Genomic DNA, 13,628 nt, shown 5'->3' with positions numbered 1-13,628 from the left:
ATAGGACGCTTCCTATCCATTCCCAATTTTGACACACCCCCTTCCCTATGCTATACTAAAGGTAAGAAAACAATTTTGGAGTGATCGCATGGTACATCTTGGCAACGATTGGGACGAGATCCTTGCCGGTGAGTTTGAGCAGGATTATTACAAGCGCATTCGCTACTGGCTGAAAAAGGAATACGCCGAGCAGACCATCTATCCGGCGGCAGAGAATATCTTTAACGCTCTGCGGTACACGCCGTATTCCAAGGTCAAGGCCGTCATCCTCGGGCAGGACCCATATCACGGTCCCGGACAGGCGCACGGGCTTTGCTTTTCGGTTCAGCCGGGTGTTCAGCCGCCTCCGAGCCTGCAGAACATCTTCAAGGAGCTGCAGAGTGATCTTGGCATTGTGCCTCCCAAGGACGGCACGCTCACCAAGTGGGCGGAGCGCGGTGTGCTCATGCTGAACACGACTCTGACCGTACGCCGCGGGCAGGCGAACAGCCACAAAAACCTCGGCTGGACGACCTTCACCGACCATATCATTGAAAAGCTGAACGAGCATGAGCAGCCGATCGTCTTTCTGCTCTGGGGCGGCAATGCCCGCAGCAAAAAGAAACTCATCACCGCACCGCAGCACCTTGTGCTCGAAAGCGTGCATCCCTCTCCTCTGTCGGCGTACAATGGCTTTTTCGGCTGCAAGCACTTCTCCAAGTGCAATGCGTTTCTCGAAGCGCACGGCATCGACCCTATCGACTGGGATCTTACCCATTAAACAGTATGTTTCCGCACCATTTTTCCGGGTGCGGAAATTTTTTGACTTTTTTCAAAATTCCTATTGACAAATGGGAATTTCGGTTGTATATTTAATTCATACAAAACACATATGAATAAAGTGAATTTAGGAGCGTGATCTCAATGACGATCCGGCGAATGTGTCGATGTTGCATCGACTGAGTTTTCCCATCATTCCTTACTAACATCACATTCTAATTTTTCTTAATTTTGAAAGGCGGTTTATCCCATGTCTGATATTAAAAAGAGCTTCTCCGATCTGATCGGCAACACCCCGCTGTATGCGGCTGAAAAGTTTGCAGCTAAGGCTGGCGCTAACGCACAGATTCTCGCAAAGCTGGAGTACTTTAATCCGGCCGGTTCCGTTAAGGATCGTATCGCAAACGCCATGATCAGCGAGGCTGAGAAGTCCGGTGCGCTCAAGCCGGGCGCAACCATTATCGAGCCGACCTCCGGCAACACCGGTATCGGTCTGGCAGCAGTTGCAGCTTCCCGCGGCTACCGCATCATCCTCACCATGCCGGAAACCATGAGCGTTGAACGCCGCAACATGCTGAAGGCTTACGGCGCTGAGCTGGTTCTGACCGAAGGCACAAAGGGCATGTCCGGTGCGATCGCAAAGGCAAACGAGCTCGCTAAGGAGACCCCGAACAGCTTCATCCCGGGTCAGTTCGTAAACCCGGCAAACCCAGCTGCACACTACGCAACCACTGGCCCCGAGATTTGGGAGCAGTCCGGTCACAAGGTTGACATCTTCGTTGCAGGCGTAGGCACCGGCGGCACCGTAACCGGTACCGGCAAGTACCTGAAGGATCAGGACCCGAATGTCAAGGTAGTTGCTGTTGAGCCGGATACCTCCCCGGTACTGTCCACCGGCAAGGGCGGCCCGCATAAGATTCAGGGTATCGGCGCCGGCTTCGTTCCGGATGTACTCGATACCAAGGTTTACGACGAAGTTGTTCGTGTAGCAAATGAGGACGCATTTGAAACCTCTCGCCAGTTTGCACACAGCGAGGGTCTGTTCGTAGGTATTTCCTCCGGTGCTGCTCTGTGGGCTGCTGTTGAGCTGTCCAAGCGTCCGGAGAACGCCGGCAAGGTTATCGTAGCTCTGCTGCCTGATACCGGCGACCGTTACCTGTCCACCCCGCTGGTTTCTGAGTAATTTTAATTCTCAAATCCTGCAATTCTCTCCAAAAATCCATTCATCTCCAAATGTATAAAAAAGACACCTCCGCACAGCGGAGGTGTCTTTTTTATGGAAAATGGAGAATGAACGTAACGTTTCTCCAGTTTCCGCCCACGCATTTAACAACGAAAAACCACCCTGCGAAAGCAGGGTGGTTTCAGTCTGTCGATAAAGCCAATCTATCGTTTTTACCTTTCGTGCGGCAGCACGCATAAAATAGAATTTGCACAGCAAATTCATAATTCCCGGGGGCGTGGCCCAGGCCACCCTCTTTTGCCGCTATGCGGCAATTCACCTTGTGTACCTCGGGAATTATACAAGGGACGAAAAATTGTGCCCGTAGGGCGCGGCTTTTCGTCAAGATTCGATTGAAAGCGTGGTTTCAATCGAGAGGCTGCTCGAAAAACGGAGTTTTTCGACAGTCTCAAACCACCCTGCGAAAGCAGGGTGGTTTCGTTATACCTTGGAATAATAAATCGCAGTAACCGCACCGTCCTCGATGGAGGGATAGCAATGCCGGTAGGTACTGCCGGTGCTTGTCGGCGCATTCAGCTGATGGTACGGCTGGCTGACATCGATAGCTACGCAATCGGCGGCCGCCGGAATGCTCACTGTACCCTCACCGTCTGCAAAGGTGAACACGCCGTTCGTGTACGCTACCGTGCGGTCGATTGCGCGTTTGCCGCTCAGCGAAACGTAGCTAACACCGCCGACTCGTCGGAAATCCGTATACTCCATCAGACCGGTATACGTCACCGAAGGATCATAGTTCTCGATCACAACATCGCAGTAATTCTGCGTGCCGATACACAGATTGACCAGATCGCCGCGGCTCTGATACACCGCGCCGCTGCCCTGCACGGTCAAATGCGTTGCCCGATAGAGCATCACCGCCATCTCCGCACGCGTTACCTTGGAAAGCGGATTGATTTTCCCTTTCGAGCCGCCGATCACCTTAGCACCGACCAGTGCGCTGACCGAAGGCTTCGCGTAATTGGAAATCCTGCTCGCATCCGAGAAGCTGCTCACCGAACCGGTGCCCAGCTTGAGCGCCGTGCGGTCAATCGTGCGTTTGAGGAACACCATTGCGTCCTGACGGGTCATGCTCTGCTGCGGCTGAAACTCACCGGTCGCGGTGCCCGCCGCTATGCCGAAGGCTTTCGCCGCGATAACCGCCTTGCTGTAATAGGCGCTGCTCGGCACATCGACAAATGAGCCGTTTGAATTGACCTGACCGTTGTCGAGCGCTTCACTCATGCCATAGGCGCGGTCGAGCATAACGATGAAGTCCGCTCGGGTAATGGCGTTGCCCGGATAAAACAGATGGGTTCCGCCGCCCTTGATCACGCCTGCAACGGCAAGCGTATCAACCTCGCTGGAAGCCCACGCGTACTCTCCTGCTGTATCATAAAAGTAAACCGAGTGTTCAGGAAGATACGCATACGTCTCCGTGGTGTTCGCGCTCAGTGCATAGGCTGCCGTGATCGCGCTTACGACCACCGCAACCGCCAGCACCGCAACGGTCACCAGCTTTCGCGTTCTTTTCATAATATTCTCCTTGCCCAGTGGTTATGATAGATAGGGTGTATTCCCCACCTATGTAAACTTGCTTCAAAATTATAGCACACCGTTCCCCACTTGACAAGTTAAAATATGACTAAATTTGTTGTAACCATTCTGTAATTTTAACCTTTTTATACAAGAAAAGCGCGGTTTTCCAGCAAACCGCGCTTTCAAAGTTCATTTTTCGTCTATCACTGCTGTTCTGCGCGGTACCATCGCCAGCTCAGCACAGTCGGGATAATCGTTGCCGCCGCCATTGGCGCAAGCACCAGCACAAACTTCGCAATTTCGTTCGGAATGAACGAGCCTGCCGCACCGATAATACCCGCCGCAAACAGCATGCGGCCCGCCGCACGATGCGTTTTCGTCCAGACGGTTTCGCTCGACAGCGTCCACGGCGTTTTGAGTCCGCAGTACCAGTTCATGCGAAACTTCGGCATAATGTTGCCGAGGCACATCACCAGCAGGCTGACGAGCAGACATACGACTGTCGGCACATCGACCGTACCCGGACGCAGTGCTTCCGCAATACAGATACCGCACATTGCGGTCAGAAACAGGTCGATCATGATCTGAAACCCGATATAGACATCGTAAAACTTGCTGTAGTTCCTGCTTTTCGGGTCAAACCGCGGCAGAAAGTAAAACAGAACCGCAAACAGCGGTGCCATCCCGGCCACGATCCACAAATGCCATCTGGTTTCGTAATTCATATGGCCGGCAAGATCCCACTGCATGGGAATCTCTGCGGGCAGCCTGCTGTAAAACGCGGCTGTCATTGCCGCCGGCAGCAGCGACAGCACCCACGCCGTCACCTGCAGTCTACTGATTTTTTTCATTCCTGCCATCTCCTTTCAAGGCGCTGATCCATTCAAGAATCTCATCCACGACCGACATATTCAACTCATAATAAATGTACTTGCCCTGCTTGTCATCCAGCACCAGACCCGCATCCCGCAGGACGGACAGGTGATGCGAAATGGTTGCGCCCGACACCTCGAAGTGCGCCGCAATATCGCCCGCCGCCATCGGTCCGCGCCGCAGCAGCGACAGAATTTCGCGCCGCACCGGATCGCTAAGTGCCTTAAAGCTCTGCTGAAACCCCATTACTGTCCCCTCTTTCGTGCGGCAAACCACATTTTGCGTCCGCAGACCGGACAATATAGCTGCCAGTCATTTCCCACATGCGTGCGGAAAACCAGCCGCTTCCACGGCAGATTCTGCTTCGTGCCGCAGGATTTACAAATTAAATCGCACCTTGCAAGCGCTTTTGCCTGCCAGATTACCAGTATTGCCGCTAAAATCAGCGCAATCGCGCAAATCAGAATGGTAATGTCCATTCCGTTCACCGCCCTTCTCGCTATCCTATTAATTAGATGGCCATCTAATTGTTTTCAGTATACCACATCTTCTGCGTTTGTCAATACATTTCGATAAATATCTAAATGACGCAAAAAGAAAAACCGCAAGTTAAACTTGCGGTTTCGATGTTCTATACCAGAACTTACGCCATGCCGTTGAGCTTGGTAGTCATCTTGCTCTTCTTGTTGGACGCATTGTTCTTGTGCAGGAGGTGCTTGGCAGCCGCCTGATCGACAGCCTTGACAGCGGTCGTGTAAGCAGCAGTTGCTTCAGCCTTATCGCCGCCAGCAATCGCAGCATCAAACTTCTTCAGAGTGGTCTTGAGCTCGCTCTTAGCCATCTGGTTGTTCAGCGCCTTTACGGAGTTAACCTTAACGCGCTTCTTTGCAGACTTAATATTGGGCATTCTGAAAACACCTCCTTCGTTTTCTATTCAACAGTGATATTATTCTATCATCTTCTCACAAAAAAAGCAAGTGTTTTTTTCATTTTCTGCATAAAAACTTTTTCCTCGAAAAAAACTATCCTTATAAGGAGGGATTGCGCATGGCTTTCCGCACCGATCTGGCCGTTGAGGCGATTGAAAACCATAAAACAGCCGCTGCCCTGCCGCATGTCCGGCAGTCCGACCACATGCTTGAGGGCTTCGCCGTACACGAGGTACGCATTCTCTCAGAGGATGCCGCCCGCGAGATCGGCAAGCCGCAGGGGCGCTATCTCACGCTTGAGCTGGATGCACTCATCCGCCGTGAGGAGGACGCGTTTCCGCGTGCCTGCAAGGCGCTCAGCACACTGCTGCGCGAGCTGCTGCCGCATCCGAATGACGGTCCGGTGCTCATCGCCGGACTGGGCAACCGTATGATAACCCCCGATGCCATTGGTCCGCAGACCGCCGATCATGTCATTGCCACGCGGCATCTGGTCGCGCAGTCGCCCGCTATTTTCGCGGACTGGCGGCCCGTTTCCGCACTGGCTCCGGGTGTGCTCGGACAGACCGGCGTCGAGACCGGCGAGGTCATCTGCGGTGTGCTCGACCGCGTGCGCCCTGCCGCTGTCATCGCCGTGGATGCGCTTGCCGCCGGTCGGCTGTCGCGGCTGCTGCGTACGGTGCAGCTGGCAGATACCGGCATTACGCCGGGGGCCGGCGTGGGAAACGCCCGCGCAGCGCTCAACAAGGAAACACTCGGCGTGCCGGTTATCGCCGTCGGTGTGCCGACCGTGGTGGACGGCGCAACGCTCGCACATGAGATCAGCAGTCAGCTTGGGCAGCCTGATTGTGAAGCGCTGGACGACCTTTCTCAGCCGGTGATGATCACCACACGCGATATTGACCGCGAGGTCGCTGACATCTCCCGCATGATCGGCTATGCAGTCAACATGGCGCTGCATCCGCACCTCAGTGTTGCCGATATCGACCTGTACCTCTCGTGACAGGTTTCGGGCATACTCGCACGCTGTACGGCGTATGATAGATAGCATGAAACAGCAAGGAGGATGGCGCAATGAAGCGGCGTAAACATCAGAAATTCCGATCGAGAGGCGGCATCCGCCTGCCTGCCGTCATCACCCTCTGTCTGGCGCTGTCGCTGCTGATTTTTTCCCGGGCAGGCGGCGAGCCGATTGCGCAAAAGGCACTGACCGGTCTGGCGCACAACAGCGGCTTTGTCACCCGCGCAATGGCGCTCGAATTCGGCGTTTCGCCGGATGATACCGCCGAGGTGTACACGCCGCGCACGGCTGCCGCAGCGCGGGATGAGCAGGCGGAGAATCCGCTTGCGGAGAGCGCCTATGTGCCCTCGTCCGACACCGAGAACGACAATCCGGTGCTGTCGGCCGCTGACAAGGCCGCCACGGTCTCCATCAACAACGAGACCTCGTATGATGTGGATGCGGCAGACTGTCTCGCCGCAGACGAGCATCTTTCCGCAGGCGGTGACGGACCGCAGGTGCTTATCTATCACACACATGGCAGCGAAAGCTACACGCCGGATGCCGCTTTTCCGTATACACCGACCGAGACCGAGCGCACGACCGATACCAATTATAATGTAGTGCGCGTCGGTGACGAGCTGCAGAAGGTCCTCGAGAACAACGGCATTGAGGCCGTACATATCCGCGAAATTTTCGATTCGCCCGTGTACACCGGTGCGTATGACCGCTCACTTGCCGTGGTTGAGGACACGCTGGCAGAATATCCATCCATCACAACCGTCATTGACGTGCACCGCGACTCGATCCTGACCGATGACGGCCGCGCCTACAAGACCTCCTGCACGATAAACGGCGAGGAAACCGCACAGCTTATGCTTGTGGTCGGCACAGATGACGGCGGCCTGTATCATCCGGACTGGCAGGAGAACCTGAATCGTGCAGCATCGCTGCAGTACCGGCTCAACCGCACCTATCCGACGCTCATGCGTCCGCTTAATCTGCGGACCCAGCGTTTTAATCAGCATGCAACGCACAGCGCGTTTCTGGTGGAGGTAGGTTCGTCGGGCAATACGATGACAGAAGCGCTGAAGGGAATCAGATTATTTGGCGAGGTTCTTTCGGCCGAATTGACCACTTGACCGCAGGGCGGAATGAGGCCACCCCGCCCTGCAAGATAACTTTCCGAATAATTTTTATCATAGTGCGCACCCTAACTTGGGGTGAAACTATGGAAACGATCACATTTACCGCCGATCTGGAACGGAACATCCGCATGATGCAGGAGCTGTTCCGGAACGACGATACGCTTATCATACGGCGTGCCATTGGTCAAAACGGACTGCGCTGTGCGCTGTTTTTCTTTGACGGCATGGTAAATTCCCTTGCCATCAACCAGAGCCTTGTGCGGCCGATCCTGCGCTGTGAGCAGCCGCGGCTTTCCGCCGATATACTCGCCGCCGCTGTGCTCCAGGCTGACGAATGCCGCGTGGAAACTGATATGAACAAGGTATTTGCCGCCTTTCTCTACGGCGACGCCATTGTACTGACTGACGGCGATGCACGTCCGGTTCTCGTCAACACCAAGGGCTTCGACAAGCGCAGCACCGCCGAGCCGGAAAACGAGCGCGTGCTTTCCGGCCCGCGAGAGGGCTTCACCGAGTGCTTTATGCCCAATCTGGCGCTCATCCGCCGTCGCGTGAATGACCCTCGGCTGAAATTCCGGTTTATGCGCGTCGGCAGCCGCACAAACACCAACGTGTGCCTGTGCTATATCGCCGGACTGTGTGAAAACAGTCTGGTTGAGCGTCTGGAAACACGTCTGACCGCGCTCGATATCGACAGCGTGCTCGACTCCAACTATCTTGCCGAGCGCATACGCGACCACCGCTGGTCGCCGTTTCCGACACTCGGCACGACCGAACGGCCGGACGTTGCCGCTTCCCGTATGCTGGAGGGTCGGTGTGTCCTTGTCGTGGACGGCAGTCCGGTAGCGCTCACAGCGCCGTTTCTGTTTCAGGAGTGCTTTCAGTCCAACGACGATTACTATATCAGCTTTCTGCAGGCAAATCTTTCGCGCATCCTGCGTGTCATCGGATTTGTATTCACGATCACGTTTCCCGCCATGTACGCCGCACTCATGCTCTATCACCGAGAATTAGTGCCCGCGCGGCTGCTGTTCGCTGTCTCCGCCGCACAGCGCGGCGTTCCCCTTCCCATCGGTTGGGAGATTTTGCTCATGCTGTTCGTGCTCGAGGCACTCAAGGAAGCCGGAGCGCGAACGCCCGGTGCCATGGGACAGACGATGAGCATTGTCGGCGGTCTGGTGCTCGGTGACGCAGCGGTTTCCGCGCGATTTGCCGCCGCACCGACCGTTATCGTAGTCGCTATCGCGGGTGTCACCGGTCTGATGGTGCCCAAGCTGCAGACCGCTGCCCTGTGGCTTCGCTTCGTGCTGCTCGCTGCTGCAGCCTCCTGGGGACTGTACGGCGTTGGTCTTGCACTCGGATTAACACTCGCGGCACTGTGCCGCATGCACTCGTGCTCGGTACCGTATCTGCTCAATCTGGTGCCGCGCATCTCCGCCGAGCATGAGGACACCTGGCTTCGCTATCCATGGTTTTTCATGCGCTGCGACCGCTTTGCCGTCAAACGCCCGTCGAAGGAGGAACGCCCGTGAAGCTGCTCAGACTCCTGCCGCTGCTGCTGTTGCTGTGCGGCTGTGCGAGAGAGGTTTCGCCGGTGTCCGCACTTGCGCTCGACTGCAAAAACGGTGTATACTGCCTGACCGCCGAGGTTGTGCGGCAGGACTCGCCGGATGACACCGCCGCTCCGGCTTACCTGTCCGCTACCGGAACCGATGTGACGGACGCGCTGCACAATCTGCGCAGTATCCTGCCGGGAGACCTGTATTTGAGCCATGCACAGGTGCTGCTTTTAAGTGAGGAAGCAGTTTCCGAGAGCATTCTTCCGCTGGCGGACTATCTCTGCCGTGAAAACGATGTGCGGCTCAGCCTGCGGGCAGCCGTCGTGCGGGACGGCTCTGCCGCCGAGCTGCTGGAGAACGATAACGAGGTGTACGCGCTCAGCGAGCTGCTTGACCGCTCCGCGCAGGACGGTATTCTGCCGGATATGCCGCTGTACCGCGTCACCGATGTGCTGCACGCAGACGGCACAGCCATTCTTCCGGCCTTGCGCGTGGATGCGTTCGGACAGACGGCACCGGCAGGTACAGCAGTGTTCAAAAACGAACGGCTGAACTGCTTTTTAGACGGTGAGATTGGCGGTGGCACCTATGCGTGAGCGGCTGTTTCCGCGGTGGTGTACGGCGCTGTTTGCCCTGCTGCCGATGAGTGAATTACTGTATCTTCCCGCCGACGGGCAGAGCGTGTACGCCGCTGCACTCGCGTGTACGGTCTGTGCACTGGCCGGTATCGGAGCGGCAAGGCTGTCCGACCGGGTTCGGCATTCAGCTCCTGCACAATGGGTGCTCGCCCTGACCTCGCTGTTTCCGCTGCTGGCATCCATCGCCCGCATGAGCATTTTCCTGCAGAAGACCGTGTTCACCGGACGCTCATGCGGCAGCACAGTTGTGCTGCTGACAGTCTGCATCCTGCTCACGGCCTCAATGGGGCTCAACCGCTGTGCCATGTGGGCACTGCCGATTGCGTGGCTTGCCGGTGCGGTACTCCTGCTCTCCGGTGTGCTGACACTCACGCAGCTTACGCCCGCAAACTTTTCCGCACCGACAGCAGTATTGCTGCCGCAATTCCGGCATATTCTGTACTCCCTGCTGCCGGTATCGGTCGTACTGGCGTTATCTCTGCCGGAGGCCAAGCTGTCCGCAAGCGTGTCACGCGGACTCAGCGCAGGCGGTGCATTGCTCGCACTCCTGCTGCTGCGCACAGTGCTGCTGCTTGGAGCTAACACCGCTGCCCTGCTCCCCTATCCGGCATTCACTGCCGCCGGACTGGCTGCCATCGGCAATTTTGCCCGACACGGCGAGGTATTCTTCGCAGTGCCTCTCCTCCTGTGTGAGATTGGCCGATGCGCCGCACTTGTCTGTGTGCTGCTGTATCCGTTCACACGCACCTGCGGCGTTTTGCACCTGCGCCGACCGCAATAGGATTTGGGCAACACCGCACAATTAAAGCTGCGGTTCCTTGCGCAGGCTCCGGTCGCGCTGCCGCGGCGCTTTGCGCAAATCGCTCTTGTTCAATTATGCGGTATTGCCCTTGTTTTCCTCTCCCAGTTCTGCTATAATGCAAACAGCAGAGCAAAGGAGATTACGGCATGAATATACAGATTTTCGGAAAAAATAAGTGTTTTGACACCAAAAAGGCGCAGCGCTGGTTCAAAGAACGCGGCATTAAATTCCAGATGATCGACCTTGCGCAAAAGGGCATGTCCAAGGGTGAACTGGACAGCGTGCTGAAGGCTGTCGGTGGACTGGACAACCTGCTCGACCAGAAAAGCAAGAGTTATGCGTCGCTTTCCTACCTCGCCTACGACGAGGACAAGAAGGAAAAGCTGCTCGAGGACGGCACGCTGATGAAAACGCCAATCGTCCGCAACGGCCGTCAGGCAACTGTCGGCTACCAGCCCGATGTTTGGGAGCAGTGGGAATAACTTTTCTAAAGCCGTTCTGTACCTCAGAACGGCTTTTTCCGTGTTCGTTGCCCGCTTTAACGCCTTGTACATTTTTTCAGGTAAATGCTGTCATTTCGCAAAATATACCCTCTTTCTGTATCCGCTGTCTGATAAACTATGTTTAAGGCAACGGCATTGATTTATGCTTCTGATTTCATGCGAAAGTGAGGGAGAACTCATGAAGGGAAAAGGCAAGCGTTTTCTGGTTCTGCTGACCACCGCCAGCCTGAGTCTGAATATGCTCAGCATCAGCGCTTTTGCAGCAGAAGATTCTCCGGAGACGGACGCTGCTTTCGTTTCAGAGATCTCAAACGATGAGACCGATTTATCTGTAAACCGTCCGGATTCCGATGTTCCGGAGGTTTCCTACGAGCCGATCATTATCGACATTCCTGATGGACCGATTCCGGCCGGTGAAACCTGGGATAACGAGGCTTCGGCTGCAGATATTGCAGAGAACGATATTCCAACGGCTGACAGCTTCAAGGAGCACCTGTCCGGCGGCTCATCCAAACTGTGGATAACCGTAGGGGTTGTCTCCGGTGCAGGCGTGATTTTCACTACCATGTGCCAGAAAGGCAACGAGAATCGGTAAAAACCATAAACGCCCGCTCATTTTCGAGCGGGCGTCAGTCTGTCAAAAAAGTATTATTTTAATTTTTACGCTTCGTGCGGCAGCACGCATAAAATAGAATTTGCGGAGCAAATTCATAAAAAGTCGAGGCGTGTACCTGACTTTTTATACAAGGGAAGAAAAAATGTGCCCGCAGGGCGCGGTTTTTCTTCAGTATTCGCTCGAAAGCGTGGTTTTGAGCGGGCGTCTTTTCGTCTCACCGGCATAGCATAAAAACAGCTCAGACATTGCTGAGCTGTTTTTTATGCGCTTTATGCAGTTAGTTCTTGAGACTCTGAATCGGAGCCGGAATACGACCTCCACGGTTGATGAACTTCGCAGGAGAACCGGTCTTGATCGGCATGATCGGAGCCGAGCCAAGCAGGCCGCCGAACTCGACCATATCGCCGACTCCCTTGCCGATGGCCGGGATAACACGGACAGCGGTGGTCTTGGTGTTGACAACGCCGATTGCGATTTCGTCCGCGATCAGGCCGGAGATGACCTCGGCGGTGGTGTCACCCGGAACAGCAACCATGTCGATACCAACCGAGCATACCGCAGTCATTGCTTCGAGCTTCTCAAGGGTCAGTGCGCCTGCCTGAGCCGCCGCAATCATGCCCTCGTCCTCAGAAACCGGAATGAATGCGCCGGACAGACCGCCGACACTCGAGGATGCCATAACGCCGCCCTTCTTAACGGCATCGTTCAGCATAGCGAGGATTGCGGTCGTGCCGCAGCCGCCGCAGACCTCCAGACCGACTTCCTCGAGGATACGCGCAACCGAGTCGCCGATCGCCGGCGTCGGTGCGAGAGACAGGTCAACAATGCCGAACGGAACCCCCAGACGCTGGCTTGCCAGTGCGCCAACCAGCTGACCCATACGGGTGATTTTGAACGCAGTTTTCTTGATCACATCGGCAACCTCGCCGATGGAGCAGTCACCTGCACGGCGAATTGCGGACTGCACAACACCCGGACCGGAAACGCCAACGTTGATAACGGTCTCCGGTTCACCGATGCCGTGGAACGCACCGGCCATGAACGGGTTATCGTCTACCGCGTTGGCAAAAACGACCAGCTTGGAGCAGCCCATGGAATCGTTGTCCTTGGTCAGTTCTGCGGTCTGCTTGATGATGCGGCCCATCAGACCGATGGCATCCAGATTGACGCCCGCCTTGGTGGACGCAACGTTGACCGACGAGCAGACCAGATTGGTTTCCGCCATTGCCTCCGGAATGGAGTTGATAAGGATTTCATCGCCCTTGGCAAAACCCTTCTGCACCAGAGCCGAGAAGCCGCCGACGAAGTTAACGCCGGTAGTCGCAGCGGCACGGTCAAGCGCCTTGGCCAGCGGCACATAGCTGTTCGCCGAGGAGGTCGCACCGACCATGGCGATCGGCGTTACCGAAATACGCTTGTTGATGATCGGGATGCCCAGCTCGCGCTCAATCTGCTCGCCGGTGGCAACCAGCTTTTCCGCACGGCGCGTTACCTTGTCGTATACCTTGTCCGCCAGCACATTAATGTCGTCCGCCGCAAGGTCGCGCAGCGAAATGCCCATCGTGATGGTACGAATGTCGAGGTGCTCCTCCTCGATCATCTTAATGGTTTCCAGAATATCTTTCGTGTTGATCATAGACATTTAACTAAACCTCCTGAAAAATTGAGAGTTGAGAATCGGTTACCTGCTCTCGATTCCATCAATTTGTCAGATTTTGTGCATTGCGTCGAAGATGTCCTCATGCATGGTGTGAATCTTCATGCCGAGCTCCTCACCATCCTTGTCAAGCAGGTCGATGAGCGTGTTGAAGTCTACGGTGCACTTATCAATGTTTACCAGCATGACCATTGCAAATACATCGTCCATTACATTCTGAGAAATGTCGATGATGTTGACCTGATGCTCATAGAGCGTGTTCGAGATCTTGGCGATGATACCGGTGCGGTCCTTGCCTGTTACTGTGATTACTGCGCGCATGTTGATTCCTCCATTTTTGCGTATATGTTAATTTATCACAAACAAATGAATAATGGAAAATTGAG

The 13,628-nt window shown here is 55.3% G+C and carries 16 protein-coding genes; 9 read left to right on the top strand and 7 right to left on the bottom strand.

What is annotated here, in order from left to right:
- Window positions 1-88: 88 nt before the first annotated feature.
- Both ung and cysK read left to right on the top strand, forming a co-directional pair.
- Window positions 89-760 carry a uracil-DNA glycosylase gene (gene ung, locus PGY33_RS04960; RefSeq protein WP_117751594.1) on the top strand — a complete coding sequence of 224 codons (672 nt, stop codon included), beginning with the start codon at window positions 89-91 and terminating at the stop codon, window positions 758-760.
- Window positions 761-1,009: 249 nt separating this feature from the next.
- Entirely contained in the window at window positions 1,010-1,942 is a 933-nt protein-coding gene (gene cysK, locus PGY33_RS04955; protein WP_270477619.1) for a cysteine synthase A, read from the top strand.
- A gap of 480 nt (window positions 1,943-2,422) precedes the next feature.
- Here cysK and PGY33_RS04950 read toward each other — a convergent pair whose 3' ends face one another.
- From PGY33_RS04950 to rpsT, 5 genes are all read right to left on the bottom strand, one after another.
- Window positions 2,423-3,514, bottom strand: a complete 1,092-nt coding sequence (locus PGY33_RS04950; RefSeq protein WP_270477618.1) for an S-layer homology domain-containing protein — start codon at window positions 3,512-3,514, stop codon at window positions 2,423-2,425.
- Window positions 3,515-3,720: 206 nt separating this feature from the next.
- On the bottom strand, window positions 3,721-4,368 hold the full coding sequence (locus tag PGY33_RS04945; RefSeq protein ID WP_270477617.1) for an SdpI family protein: 648 nt from the start codon (window positions 4,366-4,368) through the stop codon (window positions 3,721-3,723).
- The gene (locus PGY33_RS04940; protein WP_118358725.1) at window positions 4,352-4,636 is read right to left on the bottom strand and encodes an autorepressor SdpR family transcription factor; all 285 of its coding nucleotides are present in this window, start codon (window positions 4,634-4,636) and stop codon (window positions 4,352-4,354) included. Before PGY33_RS04940 ends, PGY33_RS04945 begins: the two co-directional genes overlap by 17 nt.
- Window positions 4,636-4,869 carry a hypothetical protein gene (locus PGY33_RS04935; RefSeq protein WP_119214532.1) on the bottom strand — a complete coding sequence of 78 codons (234 nt, stop codon included), beginning with the start codon at window positions 4,867-4,869 and terminating at the stop codon, window positions 4,636-4,638. Before PGY33_RS04935 ends, PGY33_RS04940 begins: the two co-directional genes overlap by 1 nt.
- 164 nt (window positions 4,870-5,033) lie before the next feature.
- Complete coding sequence (gene rpsT, locus PGY33_RS04930; protein WP_110436956.1) at window positions 5,034-5,297, bottom strand: 30S ribosomal protein S20; 264 nt, start codon at window positions 5,295-5,297, stop codon at window positions 5,034-5,036.
- A 140-nt stretch (window positions 5,298-5,437) separates the two neighbouring features.
- Between rpsT and gpr the strand changes: the two genes are divergently transcribed.
- The 7 genes from gpr to PGY33_RS04895 all read left to right on the top strand — a co-directional run bounded on the left by gpr (window position 5,438) and on the right by PGY33_RS04895 (window position 11,564).
- Complete coding sequence (gene gpr, locus PGY33_RS04925) at window positions 5,438-6,322, top strand: GPR endopeptidase (protein ID WP_119214531.1); 885 nt, start codon at window positions 5,438-5,440, stop codon at window positions 6,320-6,322.
- Window positions 6,323-6,393: 71 nt separating this feature from the next.
- The gene (gene spoIIP / locus PGY33_RS04920) at window positions 6,394-7,461 is read left to right on the top strand and encodes a stage II sporulation protein P (protein ID WP_118479623.1); all 1,068 of its coding nucleotides are present in this window, start codon (window positions 6,394-6,396) and stop codon (window positions 7,459-7,461) included.
- Window positions 7,462-7,550: 89 nt separating this feature from the next.
- Window positions 7,551-8,999: a spore germination protein gene (locus PGY33_RS04915; protein ID WP_118479621.1), complete on the top strand. Its 1,449-nt coding sequence runs from the start codon at window positions 7,551-7,553 to the stop codon at window positions 8,997-8,999.
- The gene (locus tag PGY33_RS04910; RefSeq protein WP_118479619.1) at window positions 8,996-9,622 is read left to right on the top strand and encodes a Ger(x)C family spore germination protein; all 627 of its coding nucleotides are present in this window, start codon (window positions 8,996-8,998) and stop codon (window positions 9,620-9,622) included. The genes PGY33_RS04915 and PGY33_RS04910 overlap by 4 nt, the downstream gene beginning before the upstream one ends.
- The gene (locus PGY33_RS04905; protein WP_118479617.1) at window positions 9,615-10,445 is read left to right on the top strand and encodes a hypothetical protein; all 831 of its coding nucleotides are present in this window, start codon (window positions 9,615-9,617) and stop codon (window positions 10,443-10,445) included. Before PGY33_RS04910 ends, PGY33_RS04905 begins: the two co-directional genes overlap by 8 nt.
- Before the next feature lie 167 nt (window positions 10,446-10,612).
- Window positions 10,613-10,948: an arsenate reductase family protein gene (locus tag PGY33_RS04900; RefSeq protein WP_118479615.1), complete on the top strand. Its 336-nt coding sequence runs from the start codon at window positions 10,613-10,615 to the stop codon at window positions 10,946-10,948.
- Window positions 10,949-11,147: 199 nt separating this feature from the next.
- Window positions 11,148-11,564, top strand: coding sequence for a hypothetical protein (locus PGY33_RS04895; protein ID WP_118479613.1), 417 nt, complete (start codon window positions 11,148-11,150; stop codon window positions 11,562-11,564).
- Window positions 11,565-11,862: 298 nt separating this feature from the next.
- Here the strand turns inward: PGY33_RS04895 and PGY33_RS04890 are convergent, their stop codons facing one another.
- Both PGY33_RS04890 and PGY33_RS04885 read right to left on the bottom strand, forming a co-directional pair.
- Window positions 11,863-13,221 (bottom strand): PFL family protein, encoded by a 1,359-nt coding sequence (locus tag PGY33_RS04890; RefSeq protein WP_110437238.1) that lies wholly within the window; start codon window positions 13,219-13,221, stop codon window positions 11,863-11,865.
- A gap of 72 nt (window positions 13,222-13,293) precedes the next feature.
- Complete coding sequence (locus tag PGY33_RS04885; protein ID WP_118285197.1) at window positions 13,294-13,563, bottom strand: ACT domain-containing protein; 270 nt, start codon at window positions 13,561-13,563, stop codon at window positions 13,294-13,296.
- Window positions 13,564-13,628: the final 65 nt, after the last annotated feature.

Origin of the sequence: Butyricicoccus sp. AF18-9LB (assembly GCF_027684505.1) — a bacterium.
In the GTDB taxonomy this organism is placed as follows: domain Bacteria; phylum Bacillota; class Clostridia; order Oscillospirales; family Butyricicoccaceae; genus Agathobaculum; species Agathobaculum butyriciproducens.
Note: the sequence above shows the minus strand (reverse complement) of the source record. Positions and strands in the feature narration are given on the sequence as shown.